This is a genomic window from Hydrogenophaga sp. UC242_50 (assembly GCF_042697355.1).
GTDB lineage: Bacteria > Pseudomonadota > Gammaproteobacteria > Burkholderiales > Burkholderiaceae_C > Hydrogenophaga.
This window is the reverse complement of the sequence record NZ_CP170553.1, coordinates 2773121-2792586: the sequence shown is the minus strand read 5'-3', so window position 1 is coordinate 2792586 and position 19466 is coordinate 2773121. Positions and strand designations below refer to the sequence as shown.

Below are 19466 nucleotides of genomic sequence, written 5' to 3'. Positions count from 1 at the left end.
CTCGAACCCTCTGGATCGCCGGTGGCGTGCTCACCGTGCTCGTTCTGGGCGTGGCATGGGGCGAATACAGCGGCTGGCCCGTGCTGCGCCAACCCATCGAGAACGCCGCCACGCGCGGCGTCGGCGTGCCGGTGCAGATGCAGGGCCAGGTGCGCACGCACCTGCTGTGGCGGCCCCGACTGGAGGTGGAGCACCTGCGCATCGCCTCGGACGCGCGCTTCGGCGCCCCCCATCTGCTCGATGCGCGCCACATCACCCTGGTCTGGCACTGGGGCGACATCTGGCGCTGGCAGCGCGGGGATCGCCTGCTGCTGCAGCGGCTGCAGGCGGATCAGCTCGACGCGCACCTGATGCGCATCGCCGGTGGCGACGCCAACTGGCAGCTGGGCAATAAGGACGACAAGCCTCGCGCCGAAGAGAACAGCGATCCGCTGGGTGGCCTGCCGCGCTTCGGTTCGCTCGTGATCGGCCAGGGCCAGGTCGCCTGGAAGGATGCGGTGCAGGACGTCGATCTGGCCATCGGCGTGAAAGGCAGCGAAGGCGAGGCCGTGACCGGCGCCGCCTCGGGTTATGAGGCCACCTTCAAGGGCCGCTACCGCACCATGCCCATGGACCTGCAGGTGCGCGCGGGCAGCACCCTGCCCTTGCTGCAGGACCCCGAGGCCGCGCCCGATGCGCAGTGGGTGCCGGTGCGCGTGGCGGGCACGGTGGCCTCGGCCAAGCTGCTGTTCGACGGCCAGGCCGCCGCCTTGCTGGGCACACCCCGGCTCGATGGCGCGCTGTCGTTCCAGGGCCGCTCGCTGGCCGAGGTGGGCCGCCCGCTGGGCATCACCCTGCCGCAGACCCCGCCCTTCGACCTGCGCGGCCGGCTCTCGCAAGCCGACGGCGTGTGGCGCCTGCAGGCCTCGCGCGCCACCATCGGCAGCAGCCGCCTCGCGGGCGACCTGCGCTTTCACCAGCTCACCAGCCCGCGCCGCCTCACGGGCGAGCTCACCGGCCCCAAGCTCGCGTTCGCCGACCTGGGGCCGGCCATCGGTGGCGAAGGCGGCACCGCCAAGGCGCCACCGCAGCAGCAAGCCCAGGGCCGCGTGCTGCCGCAGCGCCGCTTCGACCTGCCCTCGCTGAAAGTGATGGACGCCGACGTGAACGTGGCGATCGATGAAGTGGACTTCGGCACCGACGCCATGGCGCCCTTGAAGGGACTCAAGACCCGCATCCACCTCGACGCGGGCGTGTTGCGCCTGGACGACTTGCAGGCCTCGGTGTCGGGCGGCCAGTTCAAGGGCATGACCCAGCTCGACGCCAACGCGCAACCCGCGAAATGGCAGGCGCGGCTGGACGTCGCCGGCGTGGACATCGCCGGCTGGATGCGCGGGATGCGCAAGGACGCCGCGCCCCCCGCCCCCTCGGCCAACGCCACCAAGGCCCTGAAGAAGGAACGTGAACAGGCGCGCCAGGGCGGTGAACAGGCGGTGCGTTCCTATGTCACCGGCGTGCTCTCCGCCAAGCTGGACGTGCGCGGCGCGGGCAACTCCACGGCCGACATCCTGGGCTCGCTGAACGGCCCGGTCGATCTGACGCTGCGCGACGGCACCATCTCCCACCTGGCCACCGAGGCCATGGGCCTGGACCTGGCGCAGGCCCTGGGCGTGCTGATCCGGGGCGACCACCCGCTGCCCCTGAACTGCGCGCGCTTCGACATGGTGGCGCGCAACGGCGTGCTCGAACCCCGGCTGGCGGTGATCGACAACCGCGACAGCACCGTGCGCATCGACGGCCACGTCAACCTGCGCGACGAGTCGATGGCCCTGCGCCTGGTCGCCAAGCCCAAGGACTGGTCGCCGCTCTCGCTGCGCACGCCCATCACCGTCACCGGCACGCTGGGCAACCCCGATGTGGGCATCGAGGGCCGGCGCCTGGCGGGCCGGGTGCTCGGTGCCCTCGCGCTGGGCGCGGCGGCGGGCCCGGCGGCAGCGGTGATCCCCTTGATTGAGCAGGGCGACAAGACCGGGGGCGACCCCTGCGTGCTGGTGCGCCACCGCGCCCGCACCGGCCAAAAAACCCTGACACATGCCGGGGGCACAATGGCCGGATGTCGACCCAGTCCAACCCCATTCCCGCGCGCCTGCTGAACAGCGCCTCCAATTTCCGCGACCTCGGTGCGCAGCGCCGGCCTGGACGGGCGGCGCGTGCGCCAGCGCCGCGTCTACCGCTCCGACCACCTCGCGGGCCTCACGCCCGAAGACCGGGCCACGCTGCAAAGCCTGGGCGTCACGCACCGCATCGACTTCCGTGGCGTGGCCGAAAGCGCCACCCTTCCCTCCGAGGTCGAGGGCCTGACCACGCTGGCGCTGTCGATCGAACCCACCGTGGTGCACCGCGTGCAGGAACTGCTCGCGGCCCAGCAGGTGCCCACCGAGGCCGAGACCGTGGCGCTGATGTGCCAGACCTACCGGGGCTTCGCGCGCGAAGGCGCGCCGGTGTACGCGCGCTTCTTCCGCCACCTGCTCGACCAGCCCACGCCGCTGGTGTTCCACTGCACCGCCGGCAAGGACCGCACCGGCTTCGCGGCCGCGCTGCTGCTCAGCGCGCTGGGCGTTTCGCGCAACGACATCGTGCAGGACTACCTGCTCACCAACCACCTCTACGTGCGCAGCCCGCTGGTGGAAGCGCGCGGCCCGGCGCATGTGATGGACGTGCTCTGGAGCGTGCAGCCCGCTTTTCTCGACGCGGCCTTCACCACCATCGAGCAGGAGTTCGGCGGCCTGCCCCGTTACCTGGAAAGCGCCATGGGCCTGGGCCCACGCGAGCTGGAGCGGCTGCGCGCCGCCTTGCTCGAGGCCTGACTCAGCCCGCGGGCGCCAGCACGCGGTGCAGGCAGGCGGCCGCCTCCAGCAGCGCGCGGTCGCTGCCCGGCGGCCCGACCAGCTGCATGCCGATGGGCAGGCCGCCCGGTCCCACGAGCCCGGGCACGTTCACGCAGGGCCAGCCCAGCAGCGTCCACACGCGGGAAAACACCGGGTCGCCGGTGGCCGCCAGGCCTTCGGGCGCTTCGCCGGGTGCGGCGGGCACCAGCCAGGCGTCCACCTCGCGCACCAGGCCGGACAGTGCCGCCCGGCCGGCGTGCGCCAGGGCCTGCGCACTCTCGTGGTCGGCACGCGACGTGGCGCGGCCGGTCTCCAGCAGCGCGCGCATGGCCGGGCTCAGCTGATCGGCATGGCGCTCGGCCTCGGCCGCCAGCTCGATCGCCGCCTCGTAGGCCATCACGGTCTTCTGCGCCTGCAGCAGGCCCACCAGGGTGTCCGGCATGGGCACCGGCACCACGGTGATGCCCGCCGCCTGCGCGCGCTCGGCAGCCTCTGCGAAGGCGGCCTGGCCGCCCGCGTCGGCCTGCGCCCATTCGTGCGTGCGGCACAGGCCCAGGCGCAGCGTGGCGGCCGGCCGCACACCGAGTTCGCGGTGGGCCTGGCCCGTGAGCAGGCAGCGCATGAGCTCCAGGTCGTCGGCGTTGCGCGCCAGCCAGCCCAGGGTGTCCAGCGAGGGCGCGAAGCGCTTGGCGCCGGCCCCGTCCACGCTGCCGAAGGTCGGCTTGAGCGCGAACACGCCGCAATAGGACGCGGGCCGGATGAGCGAGCCGGCGGTCTGCGTGCCGAAGGCCAGCGGCACCATGCCGTCGGCCACGGCGGCGGCCGAGCCGCTGGAGGAGCCGCCCGGGGTATGGCGGGTGTTGCGCGGGTTGGCGGTCGGCCCGGGGGAGAAGTAGGCGAACTCGGTGGTCACCGTCTTGCCCAGGGGCACGGCACCGGCGCCGCGCGCCAGCGCCACGCAGGCCGCGTCCTTCGTGGGCTGGTGGTTCGCGTAGATGGGGGAACCGTAGCGCGTGGGCATGTCGGCGGTGTCGAGCACGTCCTTGACCGCCAGCGGCACCCCGCCCAGCAGGCCGGGGGCGCCCTGGTGGTCGAGCGCGCGGGCGCGGGCCAGCGCGCCGGCCTCGTCCAGGTGCCGCCAGGCGTGGATGGCCGGTTCGCGCGCGTGGATGTGCGCGAACGCGGCCTCCACCACGGCCTGCACCGAGGTGCGGCCCGAGGCGATGGCTTTGCGCAGTTCGAGCGCGCCGAGGCGCGCATAGTCTTGGGGGTTCATGTCATCGGGCTCTCGGTCAGGATGCCAGCCATTCGCGCACCGCGGCGCGCACGAAGGCGGCGTCTTCGGGGCTGCGCTGCGGGTTGCCGGCCAGGTGCCCCCCACACGCTGGGGATGGGCAGCAGGCGCGCGTGGCGCAGGTGGGGCAGCTCCAGTTCGTTGTCGGCGACGCGGAAATAGAGGTCGGTGGCGCCCGGCATCAGCAGCACGCGCGCCGTGATGGCGCGCAGCGCCGCCGTGAGATCACCGCCATGCCGCGCGTTGGCGCTGATGTCGCTGGCGTGCCAGCCGCGCAAATGGGCCAGCAGGTCTTGCGCATGGCGCGCGGCGAAACGCCCGTCCCAGTTGGCCCGCAGGAAGGTCTCCAGGTCCGGCGCGCCAAAGGCCGAGCGGTGCAGGTCCGCGCGGAAGAAGTCCTGGCTCAGGGCCCAGGCCGCGTAGATGCGGCCGAAGGCGCGCAACGCGGCGGCCGGTGGCGCCGAGAAGCGCCCCTGCCCCAGGTGCTCGGGCGCGGCCTCCAGCGTGGCGATGAGCGAATCCAGAAAGACCTGGTTGTGCACCGCCGTGCGGGCGCTGCCGCAGTTGACGACGACCCGCTCCACCTCGTCCGGGTACAGCGCGGCCCAGTGGTAGGCCTGCTGCGCCCCCATGGACCAGCCGTAGACACAGGCCAGCCGCTGCACGCCCAGGTGCTCGCGCAGCAGCCGGCGCTGGGCGCTCACGTTGTCGGCGGCGCTCACCAGCGCCGGGTAGTCCGGCGTGTTGGACGGGCTGGAGGACAGCCCGTTGCCGAACATGTCCACGATCACGATGAACCAGCGCGTCGGGTCCAGGATGCCCTCGGGCGAGATCAGCCATTCGATGTCGCCGTGGCGCACGGCAAAGCTGGTCGGGTAGAGGATCACGTTGTCGCCGGAGGGCGAGAGCGTGCCGTGGGTCTTCCAGGCCAGGCGCGCGCGTGGCAGCTGCGCACCCGCGGCCAGCGGGTGGTCGCCCAGTTCGAAGAAGCCTTCATTCACAGGCCATGGCATGTCGGCTCCCATCAGAACAACCACCAGACGGTGACCAGCGCGATGCTGGGGAACATCACCGTGAGCGCCAGGCGCACGATGTCGCTGAGCACGAAGGGCAGCACGCCCTTGTAGGTCTCGACGATGGGCACGTCCTTGACGATGCCGTTGACGACGCAGACGTTCAGCCCGATCGGCGGCGCGATCAGCCCGATGCCCACGGTCATCAGCACCAGCACGCCGAACCAGATGGCCTTGTCCTCCGCGCCCAGGCCCCAGAGGTCGAGCGACATGATGGTCGGGAAGATCACCGGGATGGTGAGCATCAGCATCGACAGCTCGTCCATGACGCAGCCCAGCAGGATGTAGAGCAGCATCACGCAGGCCACGATGGTCACGGGCGACACGCCGAGCTGGCCGATCCACTCGGAGAGTTCGTGCGGCATGCGGGTGAGCGCCAGCGCGGCGTTCATCAGGTCGGCGCCCATGAAGATCATGAACACCATCGCCGACGTCTCCGCCGCGCCCACGAAGGAGCGCGCGATCTCGCGCTTGCGCAGCTCGCCGAAGGCCACGCCCGCCACGAAGGTGCCCACGGCGCCCACGGCCGCGCCCTCGGTCGGTGTGAACACGCCGCCGTAGATGCCGCCGAAGACCGAGAGGAAGATCAGCGCGATGGGCCAGATCTTCGCCAGCGCCTGGCGCCGCTCGCGCCAGCCGATCGCCGCGGCCGGCGGGGCCAGATCGGGGCGCAGGCGGCAGTAGAGCCAGACCACGCCCAGGTAGCCGAACATCGCGATGAGACCGGGGATCAGCGAGGCCGCGAACAGCTTGGCCATGTTCTGCTCGGTCAGCAGCGCGTAGATCACCAGCGGCACCGAGGGCGGAATCAGGATGCCCATGGTGCCGCCGGTGGCCAGCGCGGCGGTGGACAGCCGGCCGCTGTAGCCGTGGCGCTTCATCTCGGGATAGGCCACCTGGGTGATCGTGGCCGAGGTGCGCACCGAGGACCCGCAGACCGCGCCGAAGCCGCCCGCGGCCAGGATGGACGCCATCGGCCAGGCCGCCGCGCACGTGGCCCACCAGCGACGAGGCCGCCTGGAACAGCGCGCGCGACAGGCCCCCCTGGGTGGCGAACTGGCCCATCAGCAGGAACAGCGGCACCACCGTGAGGTCGTACACCGACAGCCGCCCGACGGCGGCGCCCTTGAGCAGGGCGAGCAGCGGCAGCGGCCCGGAGACCGCGAGGTAACCCAGCGCGCCGGCCACGAACATGGCGACCGCGATCGGGATGCGCACCGCCATCAGGAGCAGCATGCCGGCGAACATCAGCAGGGCAATGGTCATCATGCTCATGGCGCCACCCCCAGCAACGGCTCGCACGCGGCCTCGTCCTGGTCGGCGATGACGCCGGCCGCCTGCAGCAGCGCGATCAGCATCGTCATGGCCAGCCCGGGTGCGAGCACCGCGTAGACCAGCCACATCGGCAGACCCAGGATCATGGTGGTCTCCCCCACGGCGCGCGAGGCGGCCGCGCCCACGGCGGTCTGCCAGGCGAGCACGCCCATCATCGCGGCCAGTGCCACGGCGCCGATGGCGTCAAGCACCCGCACCGTGCGCGACGAACTGCGCGAAGTGAAGAAGTCCACGATGATGTTGCCGCGTTGCAGTTGGCACCATGGCAGGCACATCGAGATGCTGATGGCGATGCCGAACTGCGTGAGTTCCACGTCGCCGGGAATCGGCGCCGACCAGAACCAGCGCCCCAGAATGCTCAGCGTGGTCAACAGCGCGGCGGCCGAGGCGATCACGCCCGCGGCCACGGCGAAGACCGTGCTGGTCTTGTGAATCAGAGCGGCCATGCGCTTACTCGGCGGCTCGCGCGGCGTCCAGCAGCTTCCTGCCATCCTGGCCACGGGCCGTCACCTCCTTGATCCACTCGTCGGTGATCGGCTGGGCAACCGCCATCCAGCGGCGCGCCTCCTCGACGGGCACGGTGTGGAAGACGTTGTTGCGGTCTTCGGCCGTCTTGCGCGCGGGCACGCTGGCCGCATCGAACGCCTTGCCCGCCAGGGCCGAGGCCTCCTCGCCGCTGTTGGCGTCGATGACCTTCTTCAGGTCGGCCGGCAGCGAGTCGTAGCGCGCGTTGTTCATCACCATCGCGAACACGGTGTTGGACAGGCGCGGCAGCGACGCGTCGATGTCGGTGTGGAACTTCACGATGTCCTGCAGCTTGAGCGCGGGAATCACCTCCCACGGCAGGATCGCGCCGTCGATGACCTTCTTGGACAGCGCCTCCGGCACCGGTGGCATGGGCATGGAGATGGGCGCGGCGCCCAGGGCGGTGATCAGCTTGGCGTTGAGGCGCGTGGCCGCGCGCAGCTTCAGGCCCCGGAAGTCTTCCAGCGCCTTGATCTGGCGCCCGGTGGTGTGCACCAGGAAGCCGTCGTTGACGTGCAGCACCAGCGGGCGCACGCCGGCGAATTCGGCGCTGGAGTGCTGGGCCACATAGCGCCACAGCGCGCGGCTGCTGCGTTCGGCGTTGCTGGTGATGAAGGGCAGCTCGAAGACCTCGGTCAACGGGAAGCGGCCGGCCTGGTAGCCCGGCAGCGTCCAGACCACGTCGGCCACGCCGTCCTTGGCCTGATCGAACAGCTGCGGCGGCGTGCCACCCATCTGCATGGCCGGAAAGATCTGGCACTTCAGCCGGCCGGCCGACTGCGCCGAGATGCGCTCGCACCAGGGCTCGATCAATTGCTTCTGGGCCAGCGAGTACGGCGGCAGGTAGTGATGGACCTTGAGCGTGACCGTGGACTGGGCCAGGGCCGGCTGCAGGGCGCCAGCCAGAACCAGGGAGGTGGCAGCCAGCCATCGTTGAATCGTCGACATGGGGAGTTCCTTTTGAAGGGTGGTGGGGAGGGATCGGACGAAAAACCAAGCGTTGGACTCGAAAGTTTCCTATAAAGAACAAAACATGACAATAGGAAATTTATGCACCTTATTAGGGTTTTCATGCACATCAACGGTGCTTTTGAAGCGCAAATCGCTGCCTCGCATGCCCGAATCCGCGCCTGAGAGCCCCTGAAAAGGCTGTCGCAACGCCAGTGGAGACCGCGTGAGCAATATGCAAGCCAGGGCAAAAGGCAAGAAGTTCTTGATCGGAAACTAAGTTTCCTTTTAGAATCTTTTTTCCCTCAACCACCAGGAGCTTTGCTTTATGTCTGTTACCACCGCCACGGCCTTCAAGACCACGGAACTGGTTCCGCTGTTCAGGCGCATGCTGGAGCTGTGCAAGCTCAAGGCCACCGAATCGCTCATCGTGCTGACCGAGCCGGATGCCAACCAGGACTACGCAGCCGCGCTGTACGGTGCCGCGCGCGACATCGGGGCCGAGACGCTGATCCTCATGGTCCCCTCCGCGCCCCCCGAGCAGGTGCCGGTGATCCGCACCGGCAACGTGTCCTCCGCCATCCTGAGCGGCGGCACGCTGGCCATCGAGACGCTCAAGCAGGCCGATCTGGTGATCGACCTCTCCACGGGCGGGCTGCTGCACTCCAAGGAACAGCGCCTGATCCTGGAGAGCGGCACGCGCATGCTGATGGTCCATGACCCGGTCGAAGCGCTCGAGCGCATGTTCCCCACGATCGAGGACAAGGCCCGCGTGGAGCGCGGCATCGCCCGCCTGAAGGCCGCCAAGCGCATCCGCATCACCTCGGAGAACGGCTCGGACGTCTGGTTCGACATCGGCGGGCGCCCCATCATTGGCCAGTACGGCTACACCGACGAGCCGGGCCGCTGGGACCACTGGCCCGGCGCCTTCCAGTACACCATCCCGTCCGAAGGCAAGGGCGACGGCGTCATCGTGCTGGACCCGGGCGACATCTGGTACCCCGCCAAGCGCTACATCACCACCCCGGTGACCATGCGCTTCGAGAACGGCGCGGTGACCTCCATCGAAGGCGGGCTCGACGCCTTCCTGATCCGCGACTACATCCAGGGCTGGCAGGACCCCGAAGGCTTCGCGATCTCGCACACCGGCTGGGGCTCGCACCGCCGCGCGCTGTGGAACTCGCTGAACTTCCAGAATCCGCTGGACGTGATCGGCCAGGACGGGCGCACCGCCTGGGGCACGACGCTGTTCGCGCTGGGCGAGAACGCCACCTTCGGCGGCAAGCACACCACGGGCTGCCACCAGGACTTCGCGCTGCGCCACCACCAGTTCTACCTCGACGACGAACTGATCGCCGACAGCGGCCGCATCATTCCCGAGGACCTGCAATGAAGCCGTCCGTCCTCATCGCCGGCGCGGGGATCGGTGGACTGACCGCGGCCCTCAAGCTGCACCGCCTGGGCGTCAAGGTCAGCCTCATCGACGCCGCGCGCGAGCTGCAGCCGCTGGGCGTGGGCATCAACCTGCTGCCCCACGGCGCGGGCGTGCTCTACGGCCTGGGGCTGGGTGACGAGCTCAAGGCCACGGGCATCCAGACCCGGGCCATCGAGTACCGCACGCAGTACGGCCAGCTGATCCAGCGCGACCCGCGCGGCCTGCACGCCGGCTCGCCCTGGCCGCAGTACTCCATCCACCGCGGCCAGCTGCAGATGCTGCTGCACCGCGCCGTGCAGCGCGAGATCGGCGCCGTGCGCACCGACCACCGCATGGACCACTTCGAGCACGAAGGCAGCGGGGTGCGGGTGCACATGCGCCAGGGCAGCACCGGGGAGGTGACCAGCGAACGCTTCGACGCCCTCATCGGCGCCGACGGCATCCACTCGGCGACCTGCGCGCAACTGCACCCCGACGCATCGCCGCTGGTCTTCTCCGGCACGATGATGTGGCGCGGCGCCGTGGAGCGCGAGCCCTTCCTCGACACCGAGACCATGGTGATCTGCGGCCACCACGACAGCAAGGCCGTGATCTACCCGATCTCGCGCGAGGCGGCCCAGCGCGGCCGTTCGCTGATCAACTGGGTGGCCGAGATCAACATCGGCCGCGACGCCAAGTACCAGCGCGAGGACTGGAACCGCGCCGCCACGGTGGAGGAGTTCCTGCCGGCCTTCGCCGACTGGCACTTCGACTTCCTCGACGTGCCGGCGCTGTTCCGCGCCACCGAGCGGATCTTCGTGTACCCGATGGCCGACCGCGAGGCGCTGCCCTTCTGGAGCCAGGGGGGCGTCTCGCTGCTGGGCGATGCCGCGCACCCGATGTACCCCATCGGCGCCAACGGCGCGTCCCAGGCCATTCTGGACGCGGACGCGCTGGGCACCGCCTTCAGCGAGGCGGACCTGGACGTGCACGCCGCGCTCAAGCTGTACGAAAGCCGCCGGCTGCCGGCCACCGCGAAGGTCGTCGCGAGCAACCGCACGCTGGGCCCGGAAGCGGTGCTGCAACTGGCGCGCGAACGCATCAAGGGGCCCGACGACGTGGTCAGCGACCTGATCACACCCGAGGAAATCGCCGCGATCACCCAGGGCTACCAGAAGGTGGCGGGCTTCGACGCGGCGACCCTGAGCGCGCGCGCCCAGACCATGCAAAGCGCGGGTTGACCTGCGCCAGCGGAACCGGGGGGCTTCTCGTTCGATAATGTCTGGCACTGACCCAAGCCCGATGCCCAAGAAGCCCCCCGCCCCCACCAAGACCGCCCCCCCTCCCCCGCCCGCGGCGAGGGGTGCGCCGACCGCCCGCTCCTTCCGGCTGGGCGAACACGTCCGCCGCATCCGGGCGGACAAGGAACTCACCCTGGAAGAAGTGGCCCGGCGCGGCGAACTGGCGCGCTCCACGCTGTCCAAGATCGAGAACGAGCAGACCTCGCCGACCTTCGAGGTGCTGCTCAAGCTGGCCACCGGCCTGGGCGTGCCCATGGACGAGCTGCTGGCCCCCCGGACCATGCCGCCGCCCTCGGGCCGGCGCAGCATCACCCGCGCCGGCCAGGGCCGCCAGCACACGGCCACCAACTACACGCACGAATTCCTCTGCACCGACCTCACGCACAAGAACGTGGTGCCCTCCAAGGCCCGCGTGCACGCGCGCTCGACCAAGGATTTCCCCGACTGGGTGCGCCATGACGGCGACGACTTCATGATCGTCCTGGAAGGCGCCGTCGAGCTGCACACCGAGTTCTACGAACCCACGGTGCTCAACGTCGGCGACAGCGCCTACTTCGACGCCCGCATGGGCCACCTGTGCATCTCGGTCAGCCCCGAGGACGCGCTGGTGCTGTGGGTGCCCACGCACACCAGCGACGCCGAGGTCATGCAGGCCATCGGCCGGTCACCGGCCATCTGAGGCGCCCGCGCCCCGGTCCGGGCGTGGGGCGGGGCATCTACAATTCGCGCCCCCAAGCCTCTCCCTCAGCCTGACCCATGCACCTCACCGTCAACCCGGAACTCAAAGCCTACATCGACCCCCTCACGCCCGACGAGCACGATGCGCTGGAGCGCAGCATCCTCGCCGAAGGCTGCCGCGATGCGCTGGTGCTGTGGGGCGACGTGCTGGTGGACGGCCACAACCGCTACGGCATCTGCCAGAAACACGGCCTGCCCTTCCAGACCGTGCAGAACCCGCGCTTCCAGACCCTGGAGGACGTGCACCTGTGGATGATCGACCAGCACCTGGGCCGGCGCAGCGTGTCGGACTTCCAGCGCGGCGTGCTGGCCCTGCGCAAGCGCGAGATCCTGGCCGAGCGGCGCACCCGCATCCTGGCGACCTCGCCCTCGCCGGAGGACCTGCCGCCCGATGAGGAAGCCCCCGCGCCCGTGGCCGCGCAAAACCCGGCCGTCGCCGCGCTCGAACCCCGGCCGCTGCACAGCCGCGAAGACATCGCCAAGGCCGCGCGCCTGAGCAGCAGCCAGGTGGTGATGATCGAGAAGATCCAGAAGCAGGCCGCGCCCGAGCTCGTGGACGCGCTCAAGGCAGGGGCCGTGTCGCTCAACGCCGCCGCGGCCGTGGCCAGCCTGCCGCCGGAAGAACAGAAGGCCGCCGCCCTGGCCGGCAAGGACGAGCTCAAGCTCGCGGCCAAGCGCGTGCGCGAGGCCCGCCGCAAGCCGCCCGAGGCCGATGCGGACGCGGCCGGCGAAGCGGCCGAGCCAGGCACCGATGAACTCACGGCCCTGCGCCAGAAGGTCGCGGCGCTGCAGGCGGAGAACACCGCGCTGCGCGAGCAGGTGGCGACGTTGCGGGCGCAACTGGAAGAGGCGCCGTCGGCCTGACGGCCCCGCCTCCCGGACCTTCATGGGCACCTCGTCCGGCGATCTGATCAGCCTGGTCCTGGGCACCCTGCGCACGGACCGCGCCGTGACGGCGCGCTTCTCGCTCACGGCGCCGTGGGCGCTGCGCTCCGAAGGCGTGGAAGGCCTGCTGATGCGCGTGTGCACCGGCGAGCCCTACTGGATCCAGATGGACGGGCTGGACGCGGTGCACGTGCAGCCCGGCGACATCGTGATGCTGCCGCAGGGCGGCCCCCACGTCGCCGCCTCCGAGATCGGCCTGGACACCGTGCCGTTCCGCTCGCTGCTGCAGCGGCACATGCGCGGCGCGCACGGCGACCACCCCATCACCTTCGCCCACGGCGGTGGCGGCGCGGCCACCGAGCTCTTCTCGCTGCACCTGTGGATGCCGCAGCACCAGGGCGTCTCATTGCTGTCCTGGCTGCCGCCGCTGATCGTGCTGCGCGCGGCCGAGATCGCCACCACGCGCACCCTGGCGCTGCGCAGCCCAGGCCATGGTGGACGAGACCATCGAGCAGCGCCCCGGCTGGCAGCTGTCCACCGCGCGCATGGCCGACCTGCTGCTGGTGCACGTGCTGCGCGAGCACCTGCACCATGGCCCCGCCGGCGCCCAGGGCTGGCTCAACGGCGTGCGCGACAAGGCCATCGGCAAGGCCCTGGCGCAGATGCATGCCCACCCGGAACTGCCGTGGTCGGTGGAGAGCCTGGCCCGCGTGAGCCACCAGTCGCGCTCGGTGTTCAGCGAGCGCTTCGTGGAACTCATGGGCACCACCCCGCTGCGCTACCTCACCTCGGTGCGCATGGGCATCGCGCGCCAGCAGTTCCTCAAAGGAGCGGACGACGTCTGGCGCGTGGCGCAGGGCGTGGGTTACGGCTCGGAGAAGGCGTTTTCCCGCGCGTTCGAGCGCTGGGCCGGGCAGACGCCCAGCCAGTGCATCAAGTCGCGGACGATCGGTGCCCAGATCCGGCGCCCCGAAGGTTGAACACGGGCGGGGCCTGACCAAGAATCGACCGCGTCCGCGTTGCTCTTCTGGTTCCCCCATGAAAAAAGTTCTGATCGTTGGTGCCGGCATTGCCGGCTGTTCCGCCGCCCTGGCGCTCGCGCAGCGCGGCTGGCAGGTCGAGGTGATTGAAAAGCAGCCGCAATGGCGCTTCCAGAGTTCGGGCATCTTCGTCTACAGCAACGGCCTGGACCACTTCCGCCAGATCGGCGCGATGCAGGACCTGGTCGAGGCGGGTTTTCCCATCGCCTCCGGCCGCAACGTGTACCTGGACCAGGACGGGCGGCACCTGGTGGACGTGGTCTACCCCAGCCTGGGCTCACCGCCCGCGCCCGCCATCCTGGGCATCAAGCGGGCCGAGATGCACCGCGTGCTGTCCGGCCGGCTCGACGCGCTGGGGGTGCCGGTGCGCCTGGGCACCACGGTGTTGTCCCTGCGGCAGGACGAGGGCGGCGCGCACGTGCGCTTCTCCGATGGCGGTGAGGCGTCCTTCGACCTCGTGGTGGGCGCCGACGGCATCCGCTCGGGCCTGCGCGCCCTGCTCTGGCCCGAGGTGCAGCCCACCTACTCGGGCTTCGGTGTCTGGCGCAGCGTGCACCGGCGCCCGCCCGCGCTGGTGGACAAGATCATGATGATGGGCCTGGGCAAGCGGCTGGGCATCATGCCGATTTCGCCGGAGCGCCTCTACATCTTCGGCACCGTGGCGCAGCCGAAGGACACCTGGTTCGAGCCCGCCCACTGGCCCGAGACCATGCGCGCGAGCTTCACCGAATTCGGCGGGCCGGTGCGCCCCTTCCTCGACGAGATCTCGCCCGACACCGAGGTGCTCTACACCGCGGTGGAAGAGGTGGTGATGCCCCTGCCCTGGCACCAGGGCCGCGTGGTGCTGATCGGCGACGCCGCCCACGCCTCGACCCCCTTCATGGGGCAAGGCGGCGCCCTCGCGGTGCAGGACGCCGTGGTGCTCGCCCGCCTGCTCGAAGACGGCGCGCCGGTGCCGGCGGTCCTGGCCCGCTTCGGCGAGCGCCGCGCGCCCGTGTGCCGCTTCGTGCAGGAGGCCTCGCACCGCGTGGGCCGCGCCGGCGCCGAACAGGACCCGGCGCGCCATGCCCAGGCCCTGCAGGCCCTGCCCGCCAGCGCCCAGGCCCACGTGGACGACTTCTACCGCCAGCTTCACACCCTCAGCCATTGAAAGGACTTCCCATGCCCCGACTGTTCCGTCCCCTGGCCCGCACGAGCCGCCGCAGCGTGCTGGCACTGCTCATCGCCAGCGGCACCGCGTTCCCGCTGCTGACCCACGCGCAAGCGCAGGAAGTCACCTACCTGCTGCCCGCGCCGGCCACGCTGCCGGCCTTCGGCCCCTGGATGCTGGCCCAGGCCAAGGGCTACTACGAACAGGAAGGCCTCAAGGTCAACTTCGTCACCGCGCGCGGCGGCGTGGACGTGGCCAAAGCAGATCGGTGCCGGCAACGCCGTCATCGGCGGCGCCATCGGCGACACCCCCATCATCGCCCGCGCCCAGGGCATCCCCGTCAAGGCCGTGGCCGTGCTCGGCGCCGGCTCGCTCACCCAGCTCGTGAGCCACAAGGACGAGAAGATCGAGAGCCCGCGCGAACTCAAGGGCAAGACCGTCACCGTCCTGGCCTACACCGACACCACCTACTACGCCCTGCTGGGCATGCTCAGCAAGGTCGGCCTGACCAAGAACGACGTCAACATCCAGGCCGCCGGCCCGGGCGGTGTGTGGCAGCAGTTCGCGGCGAAACGCGCGTCCGCCATGGCACGGTGCCCGACTGGACGGTGAGCGCGATGGAGGCCGGCGCGCAGGTCGACATCCTGCCGGCCGACATCTACTTCAAGAGCATGGCCCAGGCCATCCTCGCCTCCGACGAGACCATCGCCAAGAACCCCCAGCTGATCCAGAAGCTGGTGCGCGCCACGCTCAAGGGCATGAAGGACATCATGGCCGACCCCAAGGCCGCCACCGCTGCCTACGTGGCGCACGTGCCGGTGCACAAGGGCAAGGAAGCCAGCATCCAGAAGGCCTTCGAACTCTTCAACAAGTACGTCTACGCCGCGCAGAAGGTGCCCGGCACGATGGACGAGGCCCGCCTGGCCGAGCTGCAGAAGTTCTACGTCACCAATGGCGTGGTGCCGCGCGAGACCCCGGTAAAAGAGCTCTACACCAACCAGTTCGTGCCCGGCGGCCGCTAGGGCTCAGTCGATCTTCACGGCGCCCGAGCGGATCAGCCCCCGGTAGTGCTCCAGCCGGTCCTTGATCAGGCTGCGGAATTCCTCGCGGGAGTTGCCCACGGGCTCGTAGCCCATCGCGGCGATCTGCTCGCGCACCTTGGGCAGCTTGATGGCCGCGCGGAAGGCCTCGCTCACGCGATCGAGGATCTCCTTGGGCACACCGGCGGGCGCCACATAGCCCACCCACCCGTCCGTCCGGAAATCGACGCCGAGTTCGGCGAAGGTCGGCACGTTGGGCAGGATGCCCACGCGCTGGCGGGACGTCACGGCGATGGGCTTGATCTTGCCGTCCTGGATGTAGGGCCGCGCCGACTGCCCGGCCAGCATGAACTCGATGGAACCGCCGGCCAGATCGATCAGCGCCGGCGCCTCCCCACGGTAGGACACGTGCGTGGCCTGGATGCCCAGCTTGTCCGTCAGCACCACGGTGTTGAAGTGGAAGCTGCTGCCGCTGCCGGGTGTGCCGTAGTTCATCTGCCCGGGGTGGGCCTTGGCCTTGCGCGCGAGTTCGCGCAGGTCCCCCGTGGCCGAGACGCGCGGGTGCGTGACCAGCACGTTGTACGTGTCCACCGCGATCGTGATGGGCTCGAAGTCCTTCAGGGGGTCGAACTTGTAGGTCTTCTCCGTCAGGGGCTGGAAGATCATCATGCCCGGCACCGTCGCGGCGAGGGTGTAACCGTCCTTCGGCGCGCGCGACAGCTGCTCCAGGCCGATGCGGCCGTTGGCGCCGGGCCGGTTCTCCAGGATCAGCGGTTGGCCCAGGATGCGGCTGACCTCCTCGGAGAGCGAGCGGCTGACCGCATCGGCCAGGCCCCCCGCGGGGAAGGGAACGATCAGGGTGATGGGCCGCTCGGGCCAGGCGGCCATAGCCGAACCCGACACCGCCAGTGCCACCACCGCCAGCCAGTTTTTCCAGAATTTCACGTCTTGTCTCCTTGGTGCATATCAAAACATCACAACGCGGTCTCGGCCGCCCGCTGACCGAACCGGCGCCATTGCCGGGTCGCTTCCCCGTACTCGCGCTCCAGCTCGTCCACCACCGCCGCCACCGGGCTGATGCGCTTGATGGCGCCCACGCCCTGGCCGGCGGTCCAGGTATCGACCCACTTGCGCTGGGTGAACGAGCGGTTGCTGTCGTAATTCCGGGGCGGTGTGGGCGGCAGGTCGTCCGGGTCCAGGCCCGCGGCGCGCAGCGAAGGCTTGAGCCAGCTCGCCGGGGTGCCGGTGATGCCGCTGCTGATGACGAGGTCTTCCGCCGTCGAATCGATCAGCATCTGTTTGTAGGCGGGTGAGGCCATGCTCTCCTGCGTCGGAATGAAGCGCGTGCCCATGTAGACCAGGTCGGCGCCGGCCATGGTGGCGCCCGCCACGCTGTAGCCGTCGGCGATGCCGCCACCGATGACGACGATGCCGTCGAAGAATTCGCGCAGCGCGCGAACGAAGGCGAACGGCGACATCCAGCCGGTGTGCCCGCCCGCGCCCGCACTGACACAGGCCAGGCCGTCCACGCCCGCGTCGGCCGCCTTCTTGGCCAGGCGCAGGTTGACGACATCGGCCAGCACGATGCCGCCGTAGCCGTGCACCACCTCCAGCGCGGGCTTGGGGCTGCCCAGCGCCGTGATGACGATCGGTGGCTGGTGCTTCTCGATCAAGGCCAGGTCCTGCGAGAGGCGCGCGTTGGACGAGTGCGTGACGACGTTGGCGGCCCACGGCCCCACGATGGCATCGGGGTGGGCCTGCCGGTGCGCCCGCAGCCCTTCGGTGATGGTGAGCAGCCACGACTCCAGCGTTTCGATGGGGCGCGCGTTCGGCGTGGGGAACGCCCCCACGATGCCGGCCTTGCAGGCTTCGAGCACCAGCTCAGGGCCTGACACGAGGAACATCGGCGCGGCCACCACGGGCAGGCGCAGCGGCGTGCGGTTGAAGAAGGACGTGACGGGGTCTGTTTTCATCATGCGATGCGTTGATCGATGGCGGTGGACGGCGGAGGGTCGATCGCGTCCAGCCCGTCCAGGATGTGTTGAAGGTCCTCGCCCACCCGAGGGAAGCGCGGCGGCGCGCGGCGCCCATGCCAGGGCGCCGCGCCGGGCACCCTGACCAGGGGGCATGGCCCGGCATCGGGCAGCGCCAGGGTTTCGATCAGATCGAGCCCGTCGCTGTGCTGCGATGCGAGGAAGTGGGGAATGTCGCGGGCCTCGCAGGCCATCACACCCTGGGGCGCGAGCAGTTGCTCCCACTGCGCCGCGGTCCGCGCCTGCAGAACCACCGCGAGTTCGCGCCGCAGGGCCTCGGCGTTCTGCAGGCGGGAGGCCGGCGTCGAGAAACGCGCGTCCTGCAGCAGCTCCGCCCGCCCCAGCAGCGCGAACAGCTTCTCCACGTCGGCCGGTTTCTGCACCGCCACGACCAGGGTGCCTTGCCGGGTCGGGTAGTCCCCGGTGGGCGCGGTGAATTCCGCGTTGCCCACCTTGCCGTCGCTGAGCGCGCTCGAGATGATGCGCGGCGCCAGGAACGCGGCCATGGCGCCCGCGAGCGTCACCTCCAGTTGCTGCCCCGTGCCAAAACGGAAGCGGCGAAGCACAGCACTGGCGATGGCCTGGTAGGCGTACAGCCCTGTGATCTGGTCCGCCAGCACCACGTTGCGCGTGCGTTGCGGCATGCCGCTCTCGTCCGCGTTGACGTGCATCCAGCCCGAGTAGGCCTGCGCGACGTGGTCGATGACCGGCCGGTCCCGGAGCTCGCTGTCGCGACCGAAACCGGTGACCGAGCAATAGACCAGCGTGGGCCGGTCCTGGCACAGCTGTTCGGCACCGAGTCCCAGGCGCTCGACCACGCCGGGCCGGTAGCTCTCGACCACCACATCGCAGGTCTGCGCGATGCGCTGCGCGAGGGCGAGTTCGCCCGGGTTCTTGAGATCGAGCTGGATGCTGTGTTTGCCCACGTTGACGGCGATCGCGGCCGGCGCGTGCCCCCGGATCTGGTTGCGCGCGTTTCGGATCCAGTCCCCGCCCGGCGGCTCGACCTTGATCACCTCGGCCCCGTGCGCCGCCATCAGCATGGTGGCGTAGGGGCCCGCGATGCCCTGGGTCAGGTCCAGCACGCGGATGCCGTCCATCGCCAGTGGTGTGGTGTTGTGGCTCATGGGGTGCGCACGATCCAGTGGGACAGGGCATCGGCCACCGCCTGCGGTTGCTCCAATGGCAGAAGGTGCCCCGCGCCCGGGATCTCCACGTACCGGCAGTGCCGGGCCTGGGCGGCCTCTTCGGCCTGCTGCTGGACGGGCACGACCGCATCGTGCGAACCCGCGAGCCACAGCATGGGCACGGACCCATCCAGCAGGTGCGAGCGGTCCTGGCGCTGCAGGGTGGCGCGCACATGGGCCAGGTAGCGCTGGGCGCCGTAGGCCGATGCCAGCTCACGGCGACGGGCCACGAGGTCGGGCCGCTGGCGGTTGTCCGGATGGAACGGGGCCACCGACGACGAAGCGGTGTCCACGTAGGTCGCGGCGTCGAGCGACTGGATCGCCTGCTGCCGTTTGAGCTTCTGCGCGTCGGAGTCGGCGCGGGCGCTCGACCCCATGAGGCACAGGCCCCGCACCCGCTCGCGCGCTTTTTCGAGCACGCCCAGGGCCACATAGCCGCCGAAGGAATACCCGGCCAGATAGAAGCGCTCCGGTACCTCGGCCAGCACCGCATCGGCCAGGGCCTCGATGTGCTCCAGCGGTGGCAGGTCCGGGCAATGGCTGCGCAGGTGGGTCGGCAATGCGGCGCTCACGTCGCGAAAGACGTCGCCGGTGTTGTTCAGACCGGGGATGAAGACGATGTCCATGGCTTTTTTC

Annotated in this window: 19 protein-coding genes and 2 pseudogenes; 11 read left to right on the top strand and 10 right to left on the bottom strand. The window is 70.2% G+C overall.

The genetic code is table 11. The features are described from left to right. The first annotated feature begins 26 nt into the window (after positions 1-26). Positions 27-2132: an AsmA family protein gene (locus ACFJGX_RS14360; protein WP_382326423.1), complete on the top strand. Its 2106-nt coding sequence runs from the start codon at positions 27-29 to the stop codon at positions 2130-2132. A 27-nt stretch (positions 2133-2159) separates the two neighbouring features. After that, positions 2160-2846, top strand: a complete 687-nt coding sequence (locus ACFJGX_RS14355; RefSeq protein WP_382326421.1) for a tyrosine-protein phosphatase — start codon at positions 2160-2162, stop codon at positions 2844-2846. A 1-nt stretch (position 2847) separates the two neighbouring features. On the opposite strand, the gene ACFJGX_RS14350 is transcribed toward ACFJGX_RS14355, so the two are convergent. From ACFJGX_RS14350 to ACFJGX_RS14325, 6 genes and pseudogenes are all read right to left on the bottom strand, one after another. Beyond that, complete coding sequence (locus ACFJGX_RS14350) at positions 2848-4143, bottom strand: amidase (protein WP_382320486.1); 1296 nt, start codon at positions 4141-4143, stop codon at positions 2848-2850. Further along, entirely contained in the window at positions 4140-5174 is a 1035-nt protein-coding gene (locus tag ACFJGX_RS14345; RefSeq protein ID WP_382328708.1) for an alpha/beta fold hydrolase, read from the bottom strand. Before ACFJGX_RS14345 ends, ACFJGX_RS14350 begins: the two co-directional genes overlap by 4 nt. An 11-nt stretch (positions 5175-5185) precedes the next feature. Beyond that, positions 5186-6208 (bottom strand): TRAP transporter large permease, encoded by a 1023-nt coding sequence (locus tag ACFJGX_RS14340; RefSeq protein ID WP_382326419.1) that lies wholly within the window; start codon positions 6206-6208, stop codon positions 5186-5188. 64 nt (positions 6209-6272) lie between these two features. Beyond that, positions 6273-6428, bottom strand: a pseudogene (locus tag ACFJGX_RS14335) (C4-dicarboxylate ABC transporter permease); the annotation flags it as partial. A 77-nt stretch (positions 6429-6505) separates the two neighbouring features. Then, complete coding sequence (locus ACFJGX_RS14330) at positions 6506-7015, bottom strand: TRAP transporter small permease (RefSeq protein WP_382320492.1); 510 nt, start codon at positions 7013-7015, stop codon at positions 6506-6508. Positions 7016-7019: 4 nt separating this feature from the next. Beyond that, positions 7020-8042 carry a TRAP transporter substrate-binding protein gene (locus tag ACFJGX_RS14325; protein WP_382320494.1) on the bottom strand — a complete coding sequence of 341 codons (1023 nt, stop codon included), beginning with the start codon at positions 8040-8042 and terminating at the stop codon, positions 7020-7022. A gap of 328 nt (positions 8043-8370) precedes the next feature. Here ACFJGX_RS14325 and ACFJGX_RS14320 point away from each other — a divergent pair, with 328 nt between their 5' ends. The 9 genes and pseudogenes from ACFJGX_RS14320 to ACFJGX_RS14280 all read left to right on the top strand — a co-directional run bounded on the left by ACFJGX_RS14320 (position 8371) and on the right by ACFJGX_RS14280 (position 15592). Beyond that, positions 8371-9435, top strand: coding sequence for a 2,5-dihydroxypyridine 5,6-dioxygenase (locus tag ACFJGX_RS14320; protein WP_382326417.1), 1065 nt, complete (start codon positions 8371-8373; stop codon positions 9433-9435). Further along, entirely contained in the window at positions 9432-10697 is a 1266-nt protein-coding gene (locus ACFJGX_RS14315; protein WP_382320498.1) for a flavin-dependent oxidoreductase, read from the top strand. The genes ACFJGX_RS14320 and ACFJGX_RS14315 overlap by 4 nt, the downstream gene beginning before the upstream one ends. 61 nt (positions 10698-10758) lie before the next feature. Continuing rightward, positions 10759-11436 (top strand): helix-turn-helix domain-containing protein, encoded by a 678-nt coding sequence (locus tag ACFJGX_RS14310; protein WP_382320500.1) that lies wholly within the window; start codon positions 10759-10761, stop codon positions 11434-11436. Between the two features lie 77 nt (positions 11437-11513). Then, positions 11514-12359 carry a plasmid replication/partition related protein gene (locus tag ACFJGX_RS14305; protein WP_382156864.1) on the top strand — a complete coding sequence of 282 codons (846 nt, stop codon included), beginning with the start codon at positions 11514-11516 and terminating at the stop codon, positions 12357-12359. Then, a pseudogene (locus ACFJGX_RS14300) lies at positions 12247-12777 on the top strand (cupin domain-containing protein); the annotation flags it as partial. The gene ACFJGX_RS14305 and the pseudogene ACFJGX_RS14300, both read left to right, overlap by 113 nt. 94 nt (positions 12778-12871) lie before the next feature. Further along, complete coding sequence (locus ACFJGX_RS14295; protein ID WP_382326415.1) at positions 12872-13360, top strand: helix-turn-helix domain-containing protein; 489 nt, start codon at positions 12872-12874, stop codon at positions 13358-13360. 58 nt (positions 13361-13418) lie between these two features. Continuing rightward, complete coding sequence (locus tag ACFJGX_RS14290; RefSeq protein WP_382320501.1) at positions 13419-14570, top strand: FAD-dependent oxidoreductase; 1152 nt, start codon at positions 13419-13421, stop codon at positions 14568-14570. Positions 14571-14834: 264 nt separating this feature from the next. Further along, complete coding sequence (locus ACFJGX_RS14285; protein WP_382328706.1) at positions 14835-15182, top strand: ABC transporter substrate-binding protein; 348 nt, start codon at positions 14835-14837, stop codon at positions 15180-15182. Further along, the gene (locus ACFJGX_RS14280; RefSeq protein ID WP_382326413.1) at positions 15164-15592 is read left to right on the top strand and encodes an ABC transporter substrate-binding protein; all 429 of its coding nucleotides are present in this window, start codon (positions 15164-15166) and stop codon (positions 15590-15592) included. Before ACFJGX_RS14285 ends, ACFJGX_RS14280 begins: the two co-directional genes overlap by 19 nt. 3 nt (positions 15593-15595) lie before the next feature. Here ACFJGX_RS14280 and ACFJGX_RS14275 read toward each other — a convergent pair whose 3' ends face one another. The 4 genes from ACFJGX_RS14275 to ACFJGX_RS14260 are packed head-to-tail and all read right to left on the bottom strand — an operon-like array spanning position 15596 to position 19456. Next, a complete protein-coding gene (locus ACFJGX_RS14275; RefSeq protein WP_382326411.1) occupies positions 15596-16555 on the bottom strand; it encodes a Bug family tripartite tricarboxylate transporter substrate binding protein in 960 nt (319 codons plus the stop codon). Positions 16556-16584: 29 nt separating this feature from the next. Continuing rightward, positions 16585-17583: an NAD(P)H-dependent flavin oxidoreductase gene (locus ACFJGX_RS14270; protein ID WP_382320505.1), complete on the bottom strand. Its 999-nt coding sequence runs from the start codon at positions 17581-17583 to the stop codon at positions 16585-16587. Beyond that, the gene (locus tag ACFJGX_RS14265; protein WP_382320507.1) at positions 17583-18770 is read right to left on the bottom strand and encodes a CaiB/BaiF CoA transferase family protein; all 1188 of its coding nucleotides are present in this window, start codon (positions 18768-18770) and stop codon (positions 17583-17585) included. The genes ACFJGX_RS14270 and ACFJGX_RS14265 overlap by 1 nt, the downstream gene beginning before the upstream one ends. Beyond that, a complete protein-coding gene (locus tag ACFJGX_RS14260; protein WP_382320509.1) occupies positions 18767-19456 on the bottom strand; it encodes an alpha/beta fold hydrolase in 690 nt (229 codons plus the stop codon). The genes ACFJGX_RS14265 and ACFJGX_RS14260 overlap by 4 nt, the downstream gene beginning before the upstream one ends. Positions 19457-19466 lie beyond the last annotated feature (10 nt).